Origin of the sequence: Clostridium sp. BSD9I1, from assembly GCF_900185645.1 — a bacterium.
GTDB lineage: Bacteria > Bacillota > Clostridia > Clostridiales > Clostridiaceae > Clostridium_AK.
The window spans coordinates 425,328-448,360 of the sequence record NZ_FYAM01000023.1 but is presented as its reverse complement, the minus strand read 5'-3'; the positions used below and the strand labels follow the sequence as shown (position 1 = coordinate 448,360).

Sequence of the window (23,033 nt, the reverse complement as noted above, 5' to 3'; positions counted from 1 at the left end):
AAACTCTATTAAAAATTTTTCAATATGGATATATTTTTTATATTAAAGAGGATGAATCATTTTGATTTTTCCTCTTTTATTTCTACTAAACTTTAGGTGTACAAGCTTTATTTTCAAAAAGAGAGACACTTCTCAATTAGCAGGTAGACATTATACAAGCTATATCATACTTTCATCAAACCTATCTTCGAAGTGAATAGATAGCTGTGCTAGTATTTGTAGCAATCCTCCCAATTATTTTGTCATGAATTTATTGCTATCGAATATAAATCTCCCCATTTACTTTGTTGAATTTCTGTATTAGGATAAATTGATTTTATAGCATCTTTCAAACCTATTAACCAATCTATAGCTGCAATATAAACATCTTTCACCTCTATTTTTAAGTTCTGTTAGAACTCTTAACCAATACTTTGCACTTTCATTTTCTCTAACCCAAATGCCTAATATCTCTTTGTTTCCCGACATAGATATTGCCATAATTATATATGCAGCTTTATTAATAACTTTTCCCTCAGAACGCACTTTATAATGGATAGCATCTAAAAATACTATAGGATATACAGAATCTAGAGGCCTATTTTGCCACTCTTGAGCAATTGGAATAATTTTATCGGTACGGTTTTGTCAAAACCAACTCAAATCCGTTTGGAGAGACGGCGTATTCGCAGCTATGATTTTTTGATGATTGGTATTGGTTTATGAGCTGTACCATATTGGATAGCTCGTCAATATTGTCATCACAGATCGCAATCTTTAGCATAAATATTCTTCCATTTCTCCACTATCATTTTAAAATAATAATTGGATATTCGGCATTATATTTCGTGCAGAAAAAAGCATGTTTCATGCAGTGGACAGTTTTTTTAGGGGAATTTTTGATAGATTGAACGTAAAGGAATGTTCCCCACAGAAACCAACAGAAAACGGAGAGTTTATAATGAAAAAATCACTGCTACTTATGATGGCACTTGTTATGACACTGAGACTTGCAGCTTGCGGAGGCAAGGACACCCCTGCTCCCACACAAAGCAGTTCCGGAGGGGCAGGCAATACCGATGCAGCTTCGGAAACATAGTTTGTTTCTATGACCTTTGGTTATATCACCATGAGCGTCCCGAGTGTTTTTGGTACTGTTACAGAAAAAGATGAGATGTATTTATCTGTCGGGCACACAAGCCACAAAATTGGCAGGGGAACAAAACTGTTGTCTGTCTGCCCATTCCAAAATGAAAAAGGAGGATTATATTATGCTGCCAACTTTTATCACAATTGTTTCGGTTATTGTTCTATGGACAATCTCTACCCAGCGCAAACTGGCCATGCTTGATGAGAATATCAGCAATGCCATGAGTCAGATAGGGGTTCAGCTGTCAAGTCGTTTTGACGCTCTGACGGCCCTTTTGGATTTGACAAAGGGCTATGCCAAGCACGAAAGCGAAACTCTGATTGAAACAATCAAATCCAGAAGAAGCGTGATGACAAGTTCAAATGGTGGCGGCGGCGGTGAAAGCTCCTCGCATAAAAACAGCCCTGTCATTGTCACCCCACCAGCACTGGATAAGCCTAATTTTCCCATACAAGGAGAAATCAAGGGTTTCGGTACAGTGAACAGCAAGGGCAACATCACAGTGAACATCACTGACAAACCCCTGGCCGACTCCTTTGATCAATACGGTGTGAAAGCAGATGCACCCAAAAACTTGAAGTACACCCCATATACCATGCTTTGGCTCATTGCCCGCAAACTGGGCTGCACCATTAGCGAGCTGGAACGGCTGAACGACAAAAGCAGATTCGATCTGATTCATCCGGGTGATGCGCCTCAAATTCCAGAAAAATAAATCACAAACAATAAATTTATAACCTTCTAAATAAGTATTTTACAACATCTAAGAATAATTTAAAGTGGTGTACAAAATAGCGATCAGGTATCTCACTATATTTCAAAGGCTTTTACTACATTCTGTGAAACTAATAAAAAATGTTCCCTCAGACAGCTTAGTTTGAGGGAATTTTCTTTAATAAAATTTACTTGAATAAATAGAAGATGTACACGTATGTTTATTATTAAGATATAATTTATAATAGATAAAAAAACCATAAATTAAACAATAATATTGGTGATTTTATAGCTTGAGTTTCGGAGGTTCAATAATGGCAAAGATATTTACAATTGGGGAAGCGCTGATTGATTTTATTTCTGAGCAAAGTGGAGTTGAATTAAAAAAGGTTAATTCCTTTCAAAAGGCTCCAGGTGGTGCTCCAGCCAATGTGGCTGCTACAGTATCAATACTAGGTGGTAGAAGCTATTTTATAGGCAAATTAGGGCAAGATGCCTTTGGAGATTTTCTTGTTGAAACTTTAAAGAATACGGGAGTAGGTACAGAGTATATATTTAGAACTGATAAAGCTAATACCGCTCTTGCTTTTGTTTCCTTAAAGGAGGATGGTGAAAGAGACTTCTCTTTTTATAGAAAGAGAAGTGCTGACATGCTTTTAGAAGAAAGTGAAATATGCAGCGATTGGTTTGAAGCAGGAGATATTCTTCATTTTTGTTCTGTAAGTCTTGTAGATGCACCAGTTAGAAAAGCACATATAGCTGCTATTGAAGGGGTTAAAAAGGCTGGAGGGCTAATATCCTTTGACCCCAATATAAGACTTCCCTTATGGCAAGATCATGAGGAATATAAAAGTATAATTGGTGAATTTATAAAATATGCTGACATACTAAAAATAAGTGAGGATGAGCTGGAATTTATTACAGGAATTAATGATGAAGAAAAAGCAATTCAATGGTTGATGCGATTTGATATTAAAGTTTTGCTTATTACAAGGGGAAGCAAAGGAGCTTCCGCTTATTTTGGTGGTTGTGAATTGGATTTAGAGGGGTTCAAGGTTAAAGCCGTAGATACTACTGGTGCTGGAGATTCCTTTATAGGAGCTTTTTTATTTAAGATTTTAAGTAAAGACATAGACATAAATAATATATCATACAAAGATATGCAACATATTCTAGGATTTTCAAATGCAGTTGCAGCATTGACTACTATTAATAAGGGGGCTATAAGCGCTCTCCCTTCTTGTGAGGCTGTAGAAAATTTTATAAACAGAATAGGAAGAATGCCATAATAAAGTATAAGGCTAGAATGATTAATAAATTATATAGTTGTGGTTAAAATAGTTAAGGGCCAAATTCCTATTGAAGGACTTAACCCTTAACTATTATTATTATTATTATTATTATTATTATTATTATTCATCTTCTATTATTGCTTCAGATATGATTTGCATTGGAGAAAGTTTAATTTGAGATACTAATATTCCTCCAAGTATAAGAATACAACCTATATATCCTCTTGCACTCATAATTTCCCCAAGTAGAACTGCGCCTCCTATAGCACCAAATACTGATTCCATACTTAGAATGATTGCTGCATGAGATGGTTTGGCGTCCTTTTGAGCTACCACTTGTAGGGTGTATGCTACACCAACGGATAAAAAGCCACCATAGAGTATTGGAATTAAAGCATTTGATATACCGCTTATGGTAATCTCTTCGAATATTAAAGCGGATATAATGCTTAAAAATGAGCATGTTGCACATTGAATACATGATAATTTCAAAGAATCCACCTTATTAGAAAAATAATCTATTGTCAAAATGTGAATAGCCCAGAACATGGAACCTATAACTTCAAGGAAATCCCCATAGCTTATACTGAAATTTTCATTTACGCTTAACAGATAGAGTCCAGCAACTGCAAGTCCTACTCCAATCCAGGAGTTTTTCCCAATTTTGTGCCCTAAAAATATTCCAATTATCGGTACGACCACCATGTAAAGACCTGTAATAAAGCTTGCTTTCCCAGCGGTTGTATAGGTAAGGCCAATTTGTTGAAGGGTTGAACCCGCGAAAAGAATGGCACCAATGAGCACTCCAGGTACAATTATTTTCTTTACACTTACTTCAATATTATTTTCATTACTGCTGTCATTTTTCTTTTTCTTATCGAAGTATATAATTAAGGGTAGGAGAGAAATACTTCCAAGGGCAAATCTTATTCCATTGAACGTAAAAGCTCCTACATATTGAGAACCTACTCTTTGTGCAACAAATGCAAATCCCCATATAGCTGAAGTAAGTAATAAAATCATATTAGCACGTAATCTTTTATTATTCATCTGAATCATCTCCTTTTGCTCATTCTAATAGGGTAATAGACATACTAAAGCGTCAAATAGCACAGCATAAATGGGATTTTGATTTATAGTGCATTACGTGCGTAAAGTATATATTTAGCTCTATCTAAAGGATTAACACCAAATCGTTCTCGTTTTGCCCCTAATTCTAAGCTGCAGGGCTCATATCCAGCAAATTTAGTGCTCATTACTGCTTTCCCAGAAGAAATTATGCTTAAAGTAATGGAATATTCTAAGGAGGTGGCCACAGGTAAAACACCTTCTATAGTAGCAGCATTATTATGAATGGTAGGGTTTTCAAAGACTCCTCGCATCTGAATTATATCATTTAAAACTTTTCCACAGATATCTTCAGGTACAGTAATTCTAAAATTGATCATTGGTTCTAATAAAGTGGTACCTATTTTAGTAAGGCCTTTCATAAGTGCCATGGCGGTAGCTGTGGCAAAATCTCCTGAGCGTGAATGTAAAACATGATCTTCGCCTTCCACAAAGGTTATCCTTAAGTCAGTAACATTCCAGCCATAAATTCCTTGCTGCAATATTTTATCTAAGTTATTTTCTATTTCTCTTTGATATTTTAATTTTACCTTTTCAGTTCTGACCTTGGATTCATATATGATACCACTTCCTCGTGGCAGGGGTTCTATTAAGAAATCTACTACAGCCCAGCATGGCTTAGGCATAGTATAGGACTCTTCTCCATAGCCACTAGACACAGGCGTTTCTTTGTAGATAACAGAAGGTGAATCAAAGGCAACTTCTATATTAAATCTTTCCATTAGTATAGAGTGGATTATCTCTAATTGAATTTTACCCATAATTTGAATATGAATTTCTTTCTTTTCCTTTATCCATTCCATATTTAATAGAGGATCTTCCGCTTGTAATATATTTAATGCTTCTACTAGGGGTATATAATCCTCTTCTTTTTTTGCATATATTTTCAAAGTCAAAAGAGGGGAGGCAAGAGAAGGGAGTTTTGGAATATGAGTTTTACTTCCTAATATATCGTAGGTACTGCAATCTAATCCACTTACCATTACTAAATCGCCGCTAGCGGTTGATTTTATATCTATCTGCTTTTGACTTACTATCTTTTTTATCACGGTAACTTTCTCTTTTTTATCCTTGTTTATATTAAATATTTCATCTCTACTTTCTATTTTTCCACTAAATAATTTTAAGTGAGCTGTTTTCCCTAAAGTTTTATGATGAGAGATTTTATATACCAGTGCGGATAATTCACTATCATCTAAATCAACTGGACCTGGTAGATAATTTATAATACTATCAAGTAATTCAGTAACTCCTTCACCTTTTAGCGCAGTTCCAAATAAAACAGGATAAATTTTACCTTCTTTTGCTTGGATTTCTATCTGATATTTTATAGTATCCATAGTTAGAGAATCTTCTAGGTATTGCTGAAGAAGATCTTCGTTGTTATCACATAATATGCTAGCAATATCTTCTACTAATGATTTGTGAATTTCACTATCTATGTCTTTTATGGTTTTTATATTATGAAATTTATCAAATAAGTTTTCTACACTAAAACCAGTATCTGTTTTGGAAAGCAACTGTATGGGTACAAGCTTATTTGAAAGTAACTTCTTCATATCCTCAAGAATCCTATCAGGAGAAGAACCAATACGATCAAGCTTATTTATAAAAAATATTGTGGGAGTATTAAGTTGTTTTAAAGCATTGAAATATACTTCTGTTTGAGGCTGGACACCTTCTACAGAAGAGAGTACCATCACGGCACCATCTAAAACGGATATACTTCTTTCCACTTCGGCACTAAAATCAATATGTCCAGGAGTATCGATGATATAAATACTAGTTTTTTTCCAATAAAGATCGGTTTCAGAAGCTTTTACTGAAATTCCTCTTTGCTTTTCAATATCTAAAGAATCTGTATGAGTTGTTCCTTTATCAACGCTTCCTAAGGTTCTACTAGAGCCGCTTTGATAAAGTAGCTGCTCTGTCAAAGTAGTTTTACCAGCATCTACGTGAGCGACTATTCCAATATTACGAATACTATTTTTAATTGTCATGGTTGTTTCTCCAATCACAGGTTTATACTAGTTCTTTTTAGTTTACTTACTATTTTAATCAATTTTATAATTTATGTCTAGCATGGCCATAGTTTACTAGGAAAAAAGTTACGTTATTACCAAATTACCAATTAATGCACTTCATTTGATTTTACGGTGTTAAATGATATAATCTATTTGATACAATTTATAAAAATGGCCATTTTAGGGCAAAAGAACATACATTCGTTATTTATAAAAATAGCAGCGGAGTCATTTGAATTTATATAAGAATTCTGTATTATAGTAGTAAAATAGATATTAAGAAATTGGAGGATAAGAATATGAAATTTATCTCATGGAATGTAAATGGGTTACGTGCTTGTGTACAAAAGGGATTTGAAGATTTTTTTAAGAAGGCAGATGCGGATTTCTTTTGTATTCAGGAAAGTAAATTACAAGAAGGACAGATACAGCTTTCATTTGATGGATATGAACAGTATTGGAATTATGCTGAGAAGAAGGGGTACTCTGGCACAGCAATTTTCACGAAACATACTCCATTATCTGCATCCTATGGAATAGGAATTGAAGAACATGACAAGGAAGGGCGCGTAATTACACTAGAGTATGACAAGTTCTATATTGTTACAGTGTATACACCCAATTCTCAAAGTGAATTAGCAAGGCTAGACTATCGTATGAAATGGGAAGATGATTTTAGAGAGTATTTATTAGCCTTAGATAAGAATAAGCCTGTTATAGTGTGTGGGGATTTGAATGTTGCACATAAAGAAATTGATTTGAAGAATCCAAAAACAAATCGTAATAATGCTGGTTTTACAGATGAAGAAAGATCAAAGTTTAGTAGATTTTTAGAAGCGGGTTTTACAGATACATTTAGATATTTTTATCCGGATAAGGAAGGTGCTTATTCTTGGTGGTCTTATAGATTTAAAGCTAGAGAAAAGAATGCTGGATGGCGTATTGATTATTTCTGCACTTCTAAAAGACTAGATGAAAAACTTGTTTCTGCATCAATACATAGCAATATAATGGGATCTGATCATTGTCCAGTAGAGTGTGAAATAGAATTTTAAAAGAATATATATTAAAGAATATATATTAAAGAATAAAAGATAATATAATTATGTGAACTAATGAGGTGTAATTTATGAATAAAATAGGACCAAATCCAGATAGCATTTATCCAAATGAAAACATAAAGCAAATTTGCTATATCAAGAATGTTATAAAAAACCCCAATATTAAAGTTGGAGACTATACTTACTATGATGATATCAATGGCGCTGAATACTTTGAAAAGCATGTTACACATCACTATGATTTTATTGGTGATAAGCTTATTATCGGCAAGTTTTGTGCAATTGCAAAGGGAATAGAATTTATTATGAATGGTGCAAACCATCGAATGAACTCTGTGACAACCTATCCCTTTAATATCATGGGAAGCGGTTGGGAAAAGGCAATGCCGTCCCTTAAGGATTTACCGTTTAAGGGAGATACTGTTGTTGGTAATGATGTTTGGATTGGTCAAAACGTTACTGTTATGCCGGGAATTCACATAGGTGATGGTGCAATTATTGCGGCAAATTCAGTAGTTGCAAAAGATATTCCCCCATACCATATTGCCGGTGGCAATCCTATTAAAATTATTAAAAAACGTTTTGATGATGATTTAATTCAATATCTATTAGATTTAAAATGGTGGGATTGGTCAGCTGAAAAAATTTTCTCTAATCTTGAAATACTTTGCAGCTCTGATTTAGATAGGATCAAAAGTATTAAATAAGGATATTGGAAGCATGCTAATGTTGACAATATAAAAAGTATATAATATAATAAAATTAAAGTTTGATTGTATTAAATTAAATTGGTATAAATCGTGTTACGGGGTAAATAAAATGGATAAGTATGATAAAATTAAATTAGAAAATCAAATATGTTTTCCGCTATATGCTTTATCAAGAGAAATTATAAAGCTATATAAGCCAATACTTGATAAATACAATTTAACATATACCCAGTATATAACTATGCTAGTTATATGGGAAGAAGAAAAGATTATATTTAAAGAATTAGGGAAAAGGTTACATTTAGATTCAGGAACCCTTACTCCTGTAATAAAGAAATTAGAGTCTATGGGATTGATTATTAAATACAGAAGTAAGGAAGATGATAGAGTTGTAATAGTAGAATTAACAGAAGAAGGAAGAGTACTAAAAGAAGATATACTTGAAGTACCAGATAAAATGTTCTGTAAATTTAAAGGCAATGAAGAAACGCTTATTATGTTAAAAAAGTACTTAGATGAGTTACTTAATGTATCAGAAGAATAAGTTGAATTCCTCACGGAGTTCAACCATATTTTTAAAATAATTGATTTTATCAAATTAAATTTATACAAACTAGTTAAAATTGAGAGGAGAACTAAGATATGAGTTTTTATGATTTTTCAGCAAAAGGTATGAATGGTAAGGAAGTAAACATGAACAATTACAAGGGAAAGGTGGTTTTAATTGTTAACACAGCAAGTAAATGTGGATTAACTCCTCAGTTTAAAGGTTTAGAGGAACTGTACCAAGAATATAAAGATAGCGGTCTTGAGATACTAGGATTCCCTTGTAACCAATTTGCAAATCAAGATTCAGGCAGCAACGATGAAATAAATGAGTTTTGTCAATTGAATTACGGAGTTACATTTAAGATGTTTGAAAAAATAGATGTGAATGGAGAAAATGCTCACCCTTTATATAAATATTTAAAGAACGAATCAAAAGGAGTATTCAGCAAGGAAATAAAATGGAACTTTACAAAGTTTTTAATAGATACTAATGGAAATGTAATAAAAAGATATGCTCCTACAACATCACCATTAAAGCTTAAGAGTGATATAGAAAAGCTGTTAAAGTAGAATTATTAAAAATATGACCAAAATCTTTACCTATGGGTATAGACTTTGGTCATATTACTTCTACAGATCCTATTATTTAGACATAGTAACACGGCAGGATTTGGCATAATGCAACTATGAATGAAGATGTATAATTTAGCACAGAATAGTAGAGTAATACTCTGAATAAATTTCTATAAAGGAGGAATAAATACTATGGGTGAAAAACACGACGCTTCTGTTGCTAGTCAACAAGAAAAAGAAAAGAAGGAAAATAATGCTGGAACTAAACATAAGAAAAAGACACACAAGAAAGATTAATACTAAGATTATTAAAAGAGCTAGCTTAAATATAAATCTAATATAAAAAATATTAATATTACTTTTATACAAATTATATATGTATAATATACAATCAATCTGAAGACCAGCAAATTAATTTGCTGGTCTTGTTCTGTAATAAAAGAAAGAAACTCTATCTATTGCAAATTTATAATAAATAGACCATATAATTGCTATACATTACATTGCTTTAATTTCTTAATAATCCCTAATAGGCATTCTTTTATTTATGTAGACTTTTATAAACTATTTACGTTTCTATAAATATTCCACATGATTTGTTTTGACCTATCGAGACTTATAACTCTTTAAAGGTTTCTTAAATATTGCTGGTTAAATAAGTAGCATACTATTATGTATAGTAAATAAGCTTAAAATTAGATAGTATATAATGATATACTATCTAATTTTAAGATACTAACGAGAAAAGCCATATACTATTATGAAATTCACTGATATAATATAAATAATGATATAATAGGAGTGAAGTATATATGATAAAAGAACAATATAATGAACCAAAGAAACAAAAAGCTGGACTTGGAGCAATTAGGCCTGATGATTATGTAGAAAGTGAATTTAAAAAGATGGCTGCTGATAAAAAATTAAGCCAAACTGAGATGTTTGAATATATGTTTTGGAATTTTATCAATGGTGAGGAAAAGAAAAAGAAAGAAGAAGCTATAAGTTATGAAAGTGAGTTAAGTTTAATATCTTCTGATTTAAATAATGTGCTATCTCATATTAAAAGTATCACTGAAAAGGCGCAAAATACAGTTATGACATTTAAATCAAATTCAGAGCAAACAGAAAAGAACTTAAATCTTGAGCTGGATACGCTTTCAAAGAAAATTGAAGAGGTTAGAAAAAGAAACTTAGAACTGGAGCGTACTAATCAAATATTTGATGATGTTAAAAATGGATTAGATTCTAAAATAGCTGAATTAAATGGTGTAATTGAGAAGAAAAACATTGAAATTAAAGAGCATGAAGACTTGATAAAGGAGCAATATAGAAAAAATAAGGAACTAGAAAGACAAAATAGTGCTTTGGAAAAAGAAAATACTAAACTACAATTGGAGAATAAAAAGCTATTAGAACAAGTATCTAGTAATGAAATTAAAATCAAATCGCTTGAAGTTGTAAATGTAAATTTCCAATCCACTATAAATAATATAGAGGTATTAAAAAAAGCTGAGATTTCTGCTATGGAGGAAAGGTATGGATCTATTATTTCTCAATTAAATGATAAAATTAAGTCCTATGATGATGCTAAAACAAAGGAAATAGAAGAAGTTAGAGATGGAATTATAATAAAAATGGAAGCGGAAAGAAAGCTTTCCCTGGCTGAAGCTAAAGTAGAGTTAGCGGAAATGAAAAATAAATATAATGAGTTACTTATACGTTCGAAATAAGTTGAAGGGACTTTCCGAAGGCCTATTATTCACAAGAAAATGGGCTGATGTGAGCTTATGTATAGATATTGATTAAGAAAGGGAGCAAGTGTAAAATGGGGGCAAATACGACGGCAGGTTTAAAGCAATTAAAGGCATCTAAAGCGGAGTTTACAAGGTTTCTAATGTATTATAAATTTGGTTTGGATGAATTAAATACTAAAATTGATATTTTAAAGCAAGAATTTCAATACATTCATGATTATAATCCTATTGAACATGTGAAATCTAGAATCAAGAGTCCAGAAAGCATTTTGAGAAAAATCTACAGAAAAGGATATGAGCTATCGCTACCTTCTATAAAAGAAAATATCAAAGATATTGCTGGAATTCGCATAGTATGCTCATTTTCCTCTGATATTTATAAGATTAGTGAGATGCTGCAAAATCAAAAGGATATAAAAACAATTGAATGCAAGGATTATATAAAAAATCCAAAACCAAATGGATATCAAAGTTTACATTTGATTTTACAAGTACCTGTTTTTATGTCTGATAGAACTGAAGATGTTTGTGTGGAAGTTCAAATTAGAACCATTGGGATGGATTTTTGGGCCAGTTTAGAGCACAAAATTTATTATAAATACAATAAAGATGTTCCGCAACAGTTAATAGAAGGACTTAAGGAAGCTGCAGATACTGTTGCTCAATTAGATAAAAAAATGGAAAGGATAAATAAAGAGGTAAATAAGTTCAAAGAATTTGATAGCTCAGATCATGAGATACAAGAGATATTTGTTAATAACCAGAGTTTCTACCTTCCAGATGACCTTTTGCGTCTTTAATAAAGAGTAAAGAGGGTAATAACGCCGAATATCAGTAATTAAATTCAGTTTATAGTATTAATAACATATAAACCGGAAGTATTTTGGATTAACGAACATATGTTCTTCGAGCGCAAAAATGGCATTATAATGCAAAAGAAGAGAATTAAGAGAATTATATGAAGAATTTAAAATAAAATATTACTACATTTTTAATGTTTTTAGGCAATGCATAGAAGCAACGAATTGGTATCTAAGCCTTTAAAATGCACGATATACACGATATAAAAGAAATTTTATATCATTGGAATCAAGATACAATAGTAAACAGTAATAAAGAAACTATTATAATTGTATATGTGTTAGATTTATCAGGGCAAAGAACATATGTTCTTCTGTTGCAAAACGAGAATATAATGATTCCGGATTAGTTTTTCATACAGAATCAACAATGCATGAATATCATGAATATATATGGTTAGTAATTTTAGCCTCGATCTATTCTCTAGCTAATCTCTTGGAAATTGGCTAATAAAAACTAGTAACTTTTATAATCTGTATACATTTTATTATTATAACAGCTAATACAGATGTACACCCTTCCAAATGATAATCTATATCAATTGATATAGAAATTGAAAAGAGAAGGGGAATTTTAATAAAAATTTATTCAATTATTATTATATATTATACCAATAATTCCATATATCTATACATGAATTTTGAGCAAAAAATAAATTTTAAATTTTTTTAAATGTGAATTTGTATTATTAGGCTTAAATATTTACTTAAAATTTTGTATAAATGGGGATAAGAAAAAAGTCAAAAAATAAGGATTTCCCCCTCTTTTATAGAATATGCATATTCGCTAAATATACATTTATTAAACTGCGTTATAATTTTAATGCGAATACATATAAGTCAGTAAAATCAATGATTATAACGATTTTAGGAGGTCTTGTAATATATGCGTGGTCGAACTATAACATACAAGTATAAGAACTTTAAATATACTGATGAAATTAAAAATACACTCTCCTCTGCTATACTTGATTCTAAAGATAATCATGAACTCGAAAAAATTTATAATCATTACGAATCTCTAAATATTGACAGAGGTTATAAATATATCATAAGGGACTTATACATACTTATGATTAAGAAAAATATGAGTACTATAGATATATCCAAAATATACGATGTAAGTATAAGAACTATACAAGTATGGTTAAAAGAACTTGGAATTAATCGATCTCCAAAAGGAAGAGGTGAAAAAACTGTTAATAAAACACCTAAAAATAAACTTTTATTCGGAGAATCGCCTCGTTCGTTATCAAAGGAATATGTTAGAAGCAAAATTGATGACTTATTAATTCAAGTGCTCAATGATTATAAAATAATAGATGAAGATAATATTAAATTAAATTATTCCAAAGAATTGGAGAGAAAGATTGAAAATTTGATGAAAATTATAACGGATTAACTGTATAAGTGGTGTTATATATAATTTTGATATTAGTATACTTAAAATCATTAGTGTACTCTAGTATACTGAGAAAAATTAATATAACTTAATATGCCAAAGTTAATATGTAGTATAAAAGGAGTATAAAAGGAGTATAAAATAAACATGAAATTAGATTTTGGATCAATAAGAGAAAATAGCAATACCTTACCAGAATGTATGGTGGATTTTTTAAATTATCTAGAAACTATAAAAGGAAAATCCCCTAATACTATAAAGGGATATAAAGTTGACTTAACTATGTTTTTTAGATTTTTGAAATTATATAAGGGAATACATAAAGATGATTCTATGGAATTTGAAGAAATAACTATAAATGATATTGATAATGATTTTTTAAGAAACATAAAGTTGACTGATTTATATGCATTCATGTCTTTCTTAGAAAAATACAGAGATAATAGCGCTTATGCAAGAGCTAGAAAAGTAGCTACATTAAGATCGTTTTTCAAATATTTACATGGTAAAGCTAAAATTTTAGACGAAAATTTAGCCTTAGAATTAGAGAAACCCAAAATAGATAAGAGAAATCCAGCATATTTGACATTAGAAGAAAGCAAAAAACTATTAAGTGTTATAGATGGTTCTAATCAAGCAAGAGATTATTGTGTAATTACCTTATTTCTAAATTGTGGATTAAGAATATCGGAACTTTGCAGTATAAACATTTCTAAAATAAAAGGTGATATATTAACTATTATCGGTAAAGGAAATAAGGAAAGAACGGTTTATTTAAATAAAGCGTGCATGAAAGCAATTGATAATTATTTGAAAATTAGAAATGAGTACCTAGATAAGATTCCACCTGAACATAGGGATATATTGTTTTTAAATAAGGATAAAAAAGGAATAAGCAAACGTTCCATAGAAGTAATGGTGAAAAAATATATAGGAAAAGCTGGTTTGGATACGGATAAATACACCCCTCACAAATTGAGGCATACAGCTGCTACGCTTATGTATAAACATGGCAATGTAGATATAAGAAGTCTTCAGCAGATATTAGGCCATGAGAATATTTCCACTACTCAAATTTATACGCATGTAGATAATGAAAGATTAAGGGAAGCTGTTAAATCAAATCCATTAAGTGATGAGTATGAGGAATAATCCTCATACCTCTCCCCTAACCTATTAGTTTCTCTTTCTAAGTCTTATAAGACCTGGGTATTCTTCAGATATATATTGAGAAGCCTTTTCTTCGTCATCTAAAAGATCTCTTAGTCCTTCTATATCATCTATAAGCTCTATCTTTTCGGTGTTATCAGTTGAATCATAGTCGTCATCCCCTACAAAAGAGTCCTCGGTTGAATCTGGCATGTCAAAATCTGTGATATCTTCTTCTTCTTGTGCTATGCCATCTATAGTTACAGAACGCATATCAAAACCATCTTTTTCTAAACATTTCCCGCAATTATTACATATTTTATTTGGATTTAAATCGCATATATCACATTTTCCACAGTCATTACAAGATTTGGTTTCCTCAAAAATACAATATGTATATCTAGCCATATATACCCCTCTTTTTCTAATAAATTTGTTCGATGGCAACCATCCGTAATACCTCCATCCTTTTAGGTTGGAGGTAACGGATGATACGCCCTTGGATAAGTTTTTCTAAGACTCAGCTGGAGATAAGTATTCTTCATAAGTAAACTCCACCTGAGTCTAAGAATCACTTGATATTTAAGTTTTATTTACAATATTCTATTATAACAAATTATGATTCTATATTCAATGAAAGTATTCATAAAAACTAATTTTATTAGAAATTATAGCATATGAGAACACAAGTTTCGAGAACATAAGTTTGATATTTTGTTTATATTATGATATAATTTTATTAAAATTATATGTAAGAGGTGTTCTTATGTCTAGGCAGGATAAGCAAAAGGAAATATACGAATATATAAAGCAGCAAATACATGATAAGGGTTACCCACCTTCCGTAAGAGAAATTTGTAATGCAGTAGGCCTTAAATCCACTTCCACTGTTCACGGTCATCTTCAAAGATTAGAAAAAAAAGGTCTTATAAAAAGGGATCCTACAAAACCTCGTGCTATTGAAGTTATGGATGAATCATTTAAAAGAGAGCTAGTTAGTATTCCTGTAATAGGTACAGTTACTGCAGGCGTGCCTATACTAGCAGTTGAAAATATAGAAGATACCTTTGCTTTGCCTGTTAACTTTATAAGAAGCAATAAAGAATTGTTTATGCTTAAAGTTCATGGAGAAAGCATGATTGATGTAGGAATAATGAATGAGGATTTAGTTATAATAGAAAAAACTAATTCAGCTGAAAATGGAGACATTGTAGTAGCGCTTATCGAAAATGAAGCTACTATAAAAAGATTTTTCAAAGAAAGTGATTTCATAAGACTACAACCTGAAAATAAGACTATGGAGCCTATAATAGTAAAAGAATGTACCATTATAGGGAAACTTATAGGACTTTATAGAAAATATTAAACCAAGCATAACATCATGCTTGGTTTTTTATTTATATATTAAGTTTCTAGTTTAATATTTTATTAAGAGCTATGATTATTCCAGTTTTTGCATGATCAAAAGTAAGACCACCTTGGAGGTATGCTATATAAGGCTCTCGAATTGGAGCATCAGCTGAAAGCTCTATAGATGATCCTTGTATAAAGGCTCCAGCGGCCATTATAACTTGATCTTCATATCCTGGCATATCCCATGGTTCGCATTGTACAAAGGAGTCTATAGGAGAACCTAGCTGAATACCCTTGCAAAAATTTATAAGCTTTTCTTTATCGTTAAACTTGATTGCTTGAATAATATCACTTCTTTTTTCATTAAACTTTGGAAGTACCTCAAAGCCGGCAAGCTCCATTATTCTTGAACAAAATATAGCTCCTTTTACCGCTTCCATAGCAATATGAGGTGCTAAGAAAAGTCCTTGGAATAAAGTTCTCATCACACCAAAGGTAGAACCGCATTCTCCACCTATTCCCGGAATTGTAAGCCTATATGAGGCTTGAGTTACATACTCTTCTTTACCTGCTATGTATCCTCCTGTAGGAGCAATTCCTCCCCCTATGTTTTTAATAAGGGACCCTGCTACTAAATCTGCACCTACATCCGTAGGTTCTAGAGTATCTATGAATTCTCCATAACAATTGTCCACAAAACAAATAACATCTTCTCTTATGTTTTTAATAAATTTTATAATCTCGCTTATTTCAGATACAAGTAATGAATTTCTCCAACCATAGCCAGTAGATCTTTGAATATGTACGATTTTTATAGAGTTATCTTCTTTTAATGCTGCTTCTACTTCTTTTAAATTTACTTTCCCATTATCTAAGTCTATTTGTTTGTAATTTACTCCGTATTCCTTAAGTGAACCTATGTTCTTTTGCTCTCCAATTCCAATGATTCCGTGTAATGTATCATAAGGAGAACCTACTATTGATAACATAGTATCACCAGGTCTTAAATTCCCAAATAGTGCTGCACCAATGGCATGAGTTCCATTTACAAAATGAGGTCTCACTAGTGCGCTTTCTGTATTAAATATTCTTGCATATACTTTATCTAAAGAATCCCTTCCGATATCTCCATAACCATATCCCGTGGAATTAGTAAAGTGAGACTCGCTTATTCTTTCTTCTTGAAGCGCATTTAAGACCTTTAATTGGTTGAATTCCCTTATTTCATCATACCTTTTAAACTCTTCTTCTACATCTTTTAGAGCTTTTTCATATAAATCTAGTACATTATCTTTTATGTGATAGACATTCTTAAGATAATCTTTAGTTAATTTAATCATTATAATTACATCCTCCAACCTAACAATTCATAATATAGTTTTTAAAATACATACAACTTAATATATTACCACATAAAAAAATAATAGGCAAAAATTTTGCCTATTATTTCCTTAGCCATTAAATTGCGTATCTTGAGGATTAGGTGTAAATAAAATTGCTTTCGCTGGAGTTATAGTTGAAATGGCATGTTTATAAACAAGCATTTGCTTTCCTAAACAATCTAATATAACCGTAAAGCTATCAAATCCCTTTACATAACCAGTTAGTTTGAATCCATTTACAAGATGTATAGTAACATCAGTTTTATTTTTTCTTGCACCATTTAAAAATATATCTTGCAAATTGTTCACTGTTTTATTCATATAACTCACCCTCCATTATAGCTTATATATTATTATTCTATATGATATACTAAAATCCTTTAATTTTTCATGAAAAATACTAAGCACTGCCATTTACTTGACCTAAAATTTCATTTACTATATCATTTTCGCTAGAAAAATCATCTTTATTTATCCAATGAGCATGTTTCTCGCGTCTAAACCAAGTTAGCTGCCTCTTAGCATAATTTCTACTACCCTTTTTAATTAAATAAATAGTTTCATCTAAGGATATCTTACCTTCTAAGTAATAAAGAATTTCCTTATATCCTATTCCCTGCATAGATTGCATTTCTTCTGTATACCCCATAGCTCTTAAGCGCTCTACTTCATCTATAAGACCCTTTTCAAGCATGATGTCTACTCTTTTATCTATCCTGTTATAAAGCTTTTCTCTGTCCATAGTAAGTACAAAATAATGAAGGTTATACGGGATTTCATAACATTCTTTATCCATACTATATTCTCCTATGGTTTTTCCGGTTAATTTATATACTTCCAATGCTCTTATCACTCTTTTTAGATTATTAGCATGTATTTTATTATAAGATTCACTATCTATATCCTTAAGCATTTCATGGACATAATCATTTCCTTTTTCTGCTGCAAGGTTTTCTAGATATACTCTATATTCTTCATCTTTATCTGCTTCCGTAAAATTATAGTCATATATAAGTGAGTTTATATATAATCCAGTTCCACCAACTACCATTGGCAGCTTTTTTTCACTATGTATCTTGTTTATACACTCTTCAGCTACTTCTTTAAACTGGGCTACATTAAAACTTTCATGTGGCTCTACTATGTCAATTAAATAGTGATTAATATTATTCATTTCCTCATTAGTAATTTTAGCAGAACCTATATTCATGTACTTATATATTTGCATAGAATCAGCTGATATTATTTCGCCATTTAATTTTTTTGCAAGCTTAATAGATATATCGGTTTTTCCAACACCAGTAGGGCCTGCTAGTATAAATAAATCCTTTTTCAAAATTATCTCCCTTTCTACTGAACTCTTTTAAATCTTTTTTCTAATTCATATAAGGTTAGTTTAATTATAGTAGGTCTACCATGAGGACAGGTAAATGGATTGTCGATAAACCTAAGTTCATTTATTAAGGATTTCATTTCCTCAAGAGATAACTTATTATTTGCCTTTACTGCAGACTTACAAGCAAGCTTTGCTATGGTATTATATTTAACATCAGGTGTATTACCGCTTCCCATATTTTTAAGATTATCTAATATTTCCAAAAACAATTTATTTATCTCAGGTTTTCCGAGTATTAAAGGAACTTCTCGTATACTTATAGTATTTTCTCCAAAAATCTCAATATTAAACCCTGCTTTATTAAATATATCTTTATTTTCCATATAATAGCAGTAGTCTTCAGGTAGAAGTTCTATTATAACTGGGCTTATGAGTAGCTGAGAAATCACTTCCTGCTGTGATATATTTTTAGAATATGTTTCAAATAATATCTTTTCATGAGCTGCATGTTGGTCTATTATATAAAGATCGTCACTCATCTCCCCTAATATATAAGTTTTATTAAACTGACCTATTATATTTATTTCTGGTAATTTTGCAAGCTTTTGGGCTTCTAGAATTTGTTCTTTTTTAGCTGGATCTTCCTTTATATATAATGATGGCTTTTCTTCAAAGTTATCATTATGAGTCTCAGTAATTATAACTTTATGTTCTGAAGTATATTCATTGTTTAAATTTGAGTTTATATTAATATCGTTAGTTTTCACATTGGTTTTTTCACTGAAGTTTCCAGATGATACAACTGAATTTGAGGAATTTAGAAAATCTATAGGTAGCTGCAATGTTTCTATAGACTTAATTTCTTTTTCTGCTTCTTTTACTTCCTCTTCTATATTAAATGAATTTATAACACTATTTTTTATTGCTTCATGAACAGAATGAAATACAGTTCCAAATAATTCACGTTCATCTTTAAATTTAACTTCAGTTTTAGTAGGATGTACATTTACATCCACATACTCTGGAAATATATCTATAAATAATATAAAGAAGGGATATTTATTTATAGTTAAGAAGGATTTAAAGGCATTTTCTACAGCTGTAGTAATAAGCCTGCTCTTTATATATCTTTTATTTACAAATATGCTTTGATGGTTTCTGCTACCGCGACTTATTTCGCTATTTCCTATAAAACCATGTACAGAAATTATATCCTTATGCGACTCAAAATATATCACATTTTCTAAAACGGTTTTTCCATATACATTTCGAATAACGTCTTTTATATCTCCTGTCCCAAAAGAATGAAGCACTGCTTTTTCGTTATTTATTAGTTTAAAAGATACATCTGGATGAGCAAGTGCCAGTCTTTGTACAATATCAGATATTAATGATGCTTCACGAGAAGAAGATTTTAAAAATTTAAGTCTTGCAGGTACATTATAAAACAAATCCTGTACTTCAATTGTTGTACCATTGTTACTTCCTGTATCTTTTAGGTAATGTATGTTACCACCTTCAATATGAATTTCCCTGCCAAAATCCAAATCTTTAATTTTGCTTTTGAGAGTAACCTTAGATACTGAGGAGATGCTAGCTAGCGCTTCTCCTCTAAAACCCATGGTACTCAATTTGAATATATCATCAATACTCGAAATTTTGCTTGTTGCATGTGGTAAAAATGCCTTTTCTATATCATCAGGATGTATACCTACTCCATCATCTGTGATTTTTATAAGCTTTTGGCCACCTTCTATTATTTCCATAACAATGTTTTTAGCACCAGCATCCAAGCTATTTTCTAAAAGCTCCTTTACAACGGAAAAAGGTCTTTCTACCACTTCGCCAGCAGCTATTTTATTAGAAGTATTTTTATCTAATACATTTATTCTAACCAAACTCATCACACCTTTGAGATAGTTTTAGCTTTTCTAATTATTTCATAAAGTTTATTAAATCCTTCTATAGGCGTTACATTCATGATGTCTATGGATGCAATCTCATCTAAAAGATTATTTTTTTCAATGTCAGTAAAGTTTAATTGCAGGCTTTCCTCTTTAATTTCATGATTTTTAGAAGGTATAGCATTGGTTTTTGGCTCGCTTAAAGTTTTACTTATTGCAACTTCAGATGTATTGCATGATAGTTCATCTATATTTGTTACAACATTTTTATTTTTTTCAATTGTATTAAGTATTTCTTTAGCTCTTTCTATAACTTTGTCAGGTAAGCCAGCAAGCTTTGCAACTTCTATTCCGTAAGACTCATCAGCACCGCCCTGTACTATTTTTCTTAGAAATACTAATTCATTATCTATTTTTTTAATAGAAACTGAAAAGTTTTTAACGCCCTTAAGCTTATTTTCCAATACTATTAGTTCGTGATAATGAGTAGCAAATAGCGTTTTGCATTTTAAATCTTCATCTCCACACATATGCTCTATAACAGACCAAGCGATGCTTAATCCATCAAAGGTGCTGGTACCCCTTCCAACTTCATCTAATAGCACTAAGCTCTTATTAGTGGCATTTTGAAGTATATTTGCAACTTCCCACATTTCAACCATAAATGTACTTTTACCTGCTGCTAAATCATCTGATGCACCTATTCTTGTAAATATTTTATCACATATTGATATTTTAGCTGATTTTGCAGGAACAAAGCTTCCTATTTGAGCCATAATAGTAATAAGGGCAACTTGCCTCATATAAGTTGATTTTCCAGCCATATTAGGGCCTGTAATCAAAATCATTTGGTTTTCTTTTGTATCCATAAGTGTATCATTGGATATAAAGCATCCCGTAGGTATCATCTTTTCTACTACAGGATGACGGCCTTCTGTAATGGATAAAGCATTATCATCAGATATAGAAGGTTTGCAGTAATTATTTTCCAATGCCACAGTAGCTAATGAACTTAAACAATCTAGTTCTGAAATTATATGGCCGGATTTTTTCATTCTATCTATTTCATTTTCGATAGTACTTCTTATTTGTAAAAATATATCATATTCTAAAGCAGTTAATTTTTCCTCTGCTCCTAAGATCTTTTCTTCCATTTCTTTTAGTTCAGGAGTAATATATCTTTCCGCATTTGATAAGGTTTGTTTTCGTATGTAACGTCCTTCTGGGATTGAAGCAATATTACTTTTGGTTATTTCTATAAAGTAACCAAAAACTTTATTATATCCTACTTTTAAAGACTTTATACCTGTAAAATCCTTTTCCTGTGCCTCAAGCTTAGAAATCCACTCCTTACCATGGGCCTTAGCATCTCTTAAGCTGTCTATATCATTATTATATCCTGATTTTATTATATTTCCTTCTTTTATGGATAAAGATGGATTATCTACGATTGATTCTTCTAGTAAATTATAAATATCACTTAATTCATCAATATTTAAGTACATATCTTTTAATAGACCACTATTAAAGCTACTAAGTATTTGCTTTATAGCAGGGATATTTCCAATGGAATTTTTAAGTGCTATAAGTTCTTTTGCATTTACATTTTTAGAAGATATCTTCCCAACTATTCTCTCTATGTCGTATATGCTTTTTAAAGATTCTTTTATATCTTCATGAAGAGAAATATTAGATATAATGTCTTGTATTGCATCTAATCTATTATTTATTAATTCCTTATTTACAAGCGGCTGCTCAACCCACTTTCTTAGTTGTCTCCCTCCCATAGATGTACTGGTTTTATCTAATACCCATAAAAGAGATCCTTTTTTACTTTTTTCTCTTAAAGTTTCCGTAAGCTCAAGATTTTTTCGTGAATTAATATCCATAGATAAAAAGTCCAATATATGATAATATTCAAATTTATCTATGTGAGAAAGAGAGGTGTTTTGGGTTTCGATTATATACGTAAGCAGTGCCGCGCTGCTTTTTATTACACATTTACTAAAGGAAGCAGGATTAAAATCTAAAAATTGCTCTTTAAGCGCATTTTCATTGTTATAATATGTATCATCTATAAAAGTAAGAGAAGTTTTAAATCTTTCTTTAATTTCTAAAGTAAAGCTTTCACTTATATTACTATTTACCAATATTTCGCTAGGATTAAATTTAGAAATTTCATTCAATATTACTGAAATTTCCATTTTAGTATAAGTAGAGATAAATTCACCAGTAGAAACATCACAAAAACTTAGTCCTGCATTGTCCTTATCAGTATGTATACTCATTATAAAGTTATTTTTATTTTCTTCTAGAAATGAGGAATCTGTATATGTACCTGGAGTTATTATTTTTGTTATATCTCTTTTTACAATTCCTTTGGCAACTGAAGGATCTTCCAATTGTTCACCTATTGCCACTCTATAACCTTTAGATATAAGTCTGCTTATATAGGAGCTTGCTGAGTGATAAGGAATTCCACACATAGGAGCTCTTTTATCAAGACCACAATCTCTGCCTGTAAGAACTAACTCTAATTCTTTAGATGCAACTTCAGCATCTTCAAAGAACATTTCGTAAAAGTCTCCTAATCTAAAAAATAATATACAATCTTTACATTTTTCTTTTATTTCAAGATATTGCTGCATCATTGGAGTGAGTGCCAATTTTACAAAACCTCCTTAATAGTATGAAAGGCATATAATGCCGT

At 31.0% G+C, this 23,033-nt stretch carries 20 protein-coding genes and 1 pseudogene; 12 read left to right on the top strand and 9 right to left on the bottom strand.

What is annotated here, in order from left to right; translation table 11 throughout:
- Positions 1–287: 287 nt before the first annotated feature.
- Positions 288–618, bottom strand: a pseudogene (locus BSD9I1_RS09620) (transposase); the annotation flags it as partial.
- Positions 619–886: 268 nt separating this feature from the next.
- Here BSD9I1_RS09620 and BSD9I1_RS09615 point away from each other — a divergent pair.
- The 3 genes from BSD9I1_RS09615 (at position 887) to BSD9I1_RS09605 (ending at position 3,132) form a co-directional block, all read left to right on the top strand.
- On the top strand, positions 887–1,078 hold the full coding sequence (locus BSD9I1_RS09615; RefSeq protein ID WP_186430156.1) for a hypothetical protein: 192 nt from the start codon (positions 887–889) through the stop codon (positions 1,076–1,078).
- 172 nt (positions 1,079–1,250) lie between these two features.
- Positions 1,251–1,844, top strand: coding sequence for a LemA family protein (locus BSD9I1_RS18910; RefSeq protein ID WP_242966453.1), 594 nt, complete (start codon positions 1,251–1,253; stop codon positions 1,842–1,844).
- 313 nt (positions 1,845–2,157) lie between these two features.
- Positions 2,158–3,132, top strand: a complete 975-nt coding sequence (locus tag BSD9I1_RS09605) for a carbohydrate kinase (RefSeq protein WP_186430155.1) — start codon at positions 2,158–2,160, stop codon at positions 3,130–3,132.
- A 123-nt stretch (positions 3,133–3,255) separates the two neighbouring features.
- Here the strand turns inward: BSD9I1_RS09605 and BSD9I1_RS09600 are convergent, their stop codons facing one another.
- Positions 3,256–4,185, bottom strand: coding sequence for a DMT family transporter (locus BSD9I1_RS09600; protein ID WP_186430154.1), 930 nt, complete (start codon positions 4,183–4,185; stop codon positions 3,256–3,258).
- An 83-nt stretch (positions 4,186–4,268) separates the two neighbouring features.
- Entirely contained in the window at positions 4,269–6,263 is a 1,995-nt protein-coding gene (locus tag BSD9I1_RS09595) for a translation factor GTPase family protein (protein WP_186430153.1), read from the bottom strand.
- Positions 6,264–6,586: 323 nt separating this feature from the next.
- Between BSD9I1_RS09595 and BSD9I1_RS09590 the strand changes: the two genes are divergently transcribed.
- The 8 genes from BSD9I1_RS09590 to BSD9I1_RS09555 all read left to right on the top strand — a co-directional run bounded on the left by BSD9I1_RS09590 (position 6,587) and on the right by BSD9I1_RS09555 (position 14,351).
- On the top strand, positions 6,587–7,342 hold the full coding sequence (locus BSD9I1_RS09590) for an exodeoxyribonuclease III (protein ID WP_035307721.1): 756 nt from the start codon (positions 6,587–6,589) through the stop codon (positions 7,340–7,342).
- A gap of 74 nt (positions 7,343–7,416) precedes the next feature.
- Entirely contained in the window at positions 7,417–8,055 is a 639-nt protein-coding gene (locus BSD9I1_RS09585) for a Vat family streptogramin A O-acetyltransferase (protein ID WP_186430152.1), read from the top strand.
- Positions 8,056–8,167: 112 nt separating this feature from the next.
- On the top strand, positions 8,168–8,602 hold the full coding sequence (locus tag BSD9I1_RS09580; RefSeq protein ID WP_035307723.1) for a MarR family winged helix-turn-helix transcriptional regulator: 435 nt from the start codon (positions 8,168–8,170) through the stop codon (positions 8,600–8,602).
- Between the two features lie 98 nt (positions 8,603–8,700).
- The gene (locus BSD9I1_RS09575; protein ID WP_186430151.1) at positions 8,701–9,177 is read left to right on the top strand and encodes a glutathione peroxidase; all 477 of its coding nucleotides are present in this window, start codon (positions 8,701–8,703) and stop codon (positions 9,175–9,177) included.
- A gap of 815 nt (positions 9,178–9,992) precedes the next feature.
- Positions 9,993–10,913, top strand: a complete 921-nt coding sequence (locus BSD9I1_RS09570; protein ID WP_186430150.1) for a hypothetical protein — start codon at positions 9,993–9,995, stop codon at positions 10,911–10,913.
- A gap of 95 nt (positions 10,914–11,008) precedes the next feature.
- Positions 11,009–11,737, top strand: coding sequence for a GTP pyrophosphokinase family protein (locus tag BSD9I1_RS09565; RefSeq protein WP_186430149.1), 729 nt, complete (start codon positions 11,009–11,011; stop codon positions 11,735–11,737).
- A gap of 946 nt (positions 11,738–12,683) precedes the next feature.
- Complete coding sequence (locus BSD9I1_RS09560) at positions 12,684–13,199, top strand: hypothetical protein (protein WP_186430148.1); 516 nt, start codon at positions 12,684–12,686, stop codon at positions 13,197–13,199.
- Between the two features lie 147 nt (positions 13,200–13,346).
- Complete coding sequence (locus tag BSD9I1_RS09555; RefSeq protein WP_035307749.1) at positions 13,347–14,351, top strand: tyrosine recombinase XerC; 1,005 nt, start codon at positions 13,347–13,349, stop codon at positions 14,349–14,351.
- A gap of 24 nt (positions 14,352–14,375) precedes the next feature.
- Here BSD9I1_RS09555 and BSD9I1_RS09550 read toward each other — a convergent pair whose 3' ends face one another.
- Complete coding sequence (locus BSD9I1_RS09550; protein WP_186430147.1) at positions 14,376–14,756, bottom strand: hypothetical protein; 381 nt, start codon at positions 14,754–14,756, stop codon at positions 14,376–14,378.
- Positions 14,757–15,114: 358 nt separating this feature from the next.
- On the opposite strand from BSD9I1_RS09550, the gene lexA reads away from it, so the two are divergent.
- A complete protein-coding gene (gene lexA / locus BSD9I1_RS09545) occupies positions 15,115–15,714 on the top strand; it encodes a transcriptional repressor LexA (protein WP_186430146.1) in 600 nt (199 codons plus the stop codon).
- Between the two features lie 46 nt (positions 15,715–15,760).
- On the opposite strand, the gene BSD9I1_RS09540 is transcribed toward lexA, so the two are convergent.
- The 5 genes from BSD9I1_RS09540 to mutS all read right to left on the bottom strand — a co-directional run bounded on the left by BSD9I1_RS09540 (position 15,761) and on the right by mutS (position 22,989).
- Positions 15,761–17,041, bottom strand: coding sequence for a methionine gamma-lyase family protein (locus BSD9I1_RS09540; RefSeq protein WP_186430145.1), 1,281 nt, complete (start codon positions 17,039–17,041; stop codon positions 15,761–15,763).
- Between the two features lie 111 nt (positions 17,042–17,152).
- The gene (hfq, locus tag BSD9I1_RS09535; RefSeq protein ID WP_035307762.1) at positions 17,153–17,404 is read right to left on the bottom strand and encodes an RNA chaperone Hfq; all 252 of its coding nucleotides are present in this window, start codon (positions 17,402–17,404) and stop codon (positions 17,153–17,155) included.
- A gap of 79 nt (positions 17,405–17,483) precedes the next feature.
- A complete protein-coding gene (gene miaA / locus BSD9I1_RS09530) occupies positions 17,484–18,419 on the bottom strand; it encodes a tRNA (adenosine(37)-N6)-dimethylallyltransferase MiaA (protein WP_186430144.1) in 936 nt (311 codons plus the stop codon).
- Between the two features lie 14 nt (positions 18,420–18,433).
- Positions 18,434–20,323: a DNA mismatch repair endonuclease MutL gene (gene mutL, locus BSD9I1_RS09525; RefSeq protein WP_186430143.1), complete on the bottom strand. Its 1,890-nt coding sequence runs from the start codon at positions 20,321–20,323 to the stop codon at positions 18,434–18,436.
- Positions 20,323–22,989 carry a DNA mismatch repair protein MutS gene (gene mutS / locus BSD9I1_RS09520; RefSeq protein ID WP_186430142.1) on the bottom strand — a complete coding sequence of 889 codons (2,667 nt, stop codon included), beginning with the start codon at positions 22,987–22,989 and terminating at the stop codon, positions 20,323–20,325. The genes mutL and mutS overlap by 1 nt, the downstream gene beginning before the upstream one ends.
- Positions 22,990–23,033 lie beyond the last annotated feature (44 nt).

Coding starts and splice junctions, on each gene's coding strand:
- BSD9I1_RS09590 (WP_035307721.1), top strand. CDS start 6,587: ATGAAATTTATCTCATGGAATGTAAATGGGTTACGTGCTTGTGTACAA.
- hfq (WP_035307762.1), bottom strand. CDS start 17,404: ATGAATAAAACAGTGAACAATTTGCAAGATATATTTTTAAATGGTGCA.
- BSD9I1_RS09570 (WP_186430150.1), top strand. CDS start 9,993: ATGATAAAAGAACAATATAATGAACCAAAGAAACAAAAAGCTGGACTT.
- BSD9I1_RS09550 (WP_186430147.1), bottom strand. CDS start 14,756: ATGGCTAGATATACATATTGTATTTTTGAGGAAACCAAATCTTGTAAT.
- BSD9I1_RS18910 (WP_242966453.1), top strand. CDS start 1,251: ATGCTGCCAACTTTTATCACAATTGTTTCGGTTATTGTTCTATGGACA.
- BSD9I1_RS09540 (WP_186430145.1), bottom strand. CDS start 17,041: ATGATTAAATTAACTAAAGATTATCTTAAGAATGTCTATCACATAAAA.
- BSD9I1_RS09565 (WP_186430149.1), top strand. CDS start 11,009: ATGGGGGCAAATACGACGGCAGGTTTAAAGCAATTAAAGGCATCTAAA.
- BSD9I1_RS09595 (WP_186430153.1), bottom strand. CDS start 6,263: ATGACAATTAAAAATAGTATTCGTAATATTGGAATAGTCGCTCACGTA.
- mutL (WP_186430143.1), bottom strand. CDS start 20,323: ATGAGTTTGGTTAGAATAAATGTATTAGATAAAAATACTTCTAATAAA.
- BSD9I1_RS09585 (WP_186430152.1), top strand. CDS start 7,417: ATGAATAAAATAGGACCAAATCCAGATAGCATTTATCCAAATGAAAAC.
- BSD9I1_RS09560 (WP_186430148.1), top strand. CDS start 12,684: ATGCGTGGTCGAACTATAACATACAAGTATAAGAACTTTAAATATACT.
- BSD9I1_RS09575 (WP_186430151.1), top strand. CDS start 8,701: ATGAGTTTTTATGATTTTTCAGCAAAAGGTATGAATGGTAAGGAAGTA.
- BSD9I1_RS09605 (WP_186430155.1), top strand. CDS start 2,158: ATGGCAAAGATATTTACAATTGGGGAAGCGCTGATTGATTTTATTTCT.
- BSD9I1_RS09580 (WP_035307723.1), top strand. CDS start 8,168: ATGGATAAGTATGATAAAATTAAATTAGAAAATCAAATATGTTTTCCG.
- lexA (WP_186430146.1), top strand. CDS start 15,115: ATGTCTAGGCAGGATAAGCAAAAGGAAATATACGAATATATAAAGCAG.
- BSD9I1_RS09600 (WP_186430154.1), bottom strand. CDS start 4,185: ATGAATAATAAAAGATTACGTGCTAATATGATTTTATTACTTACTTCA.
- BSD9I1_RS09555 (WP_035307749.1), top strand. CDS start 13,347: ATGAAATTAGATTTTGGATCAATAAGAGAAAATAGCAATACCTTACCA.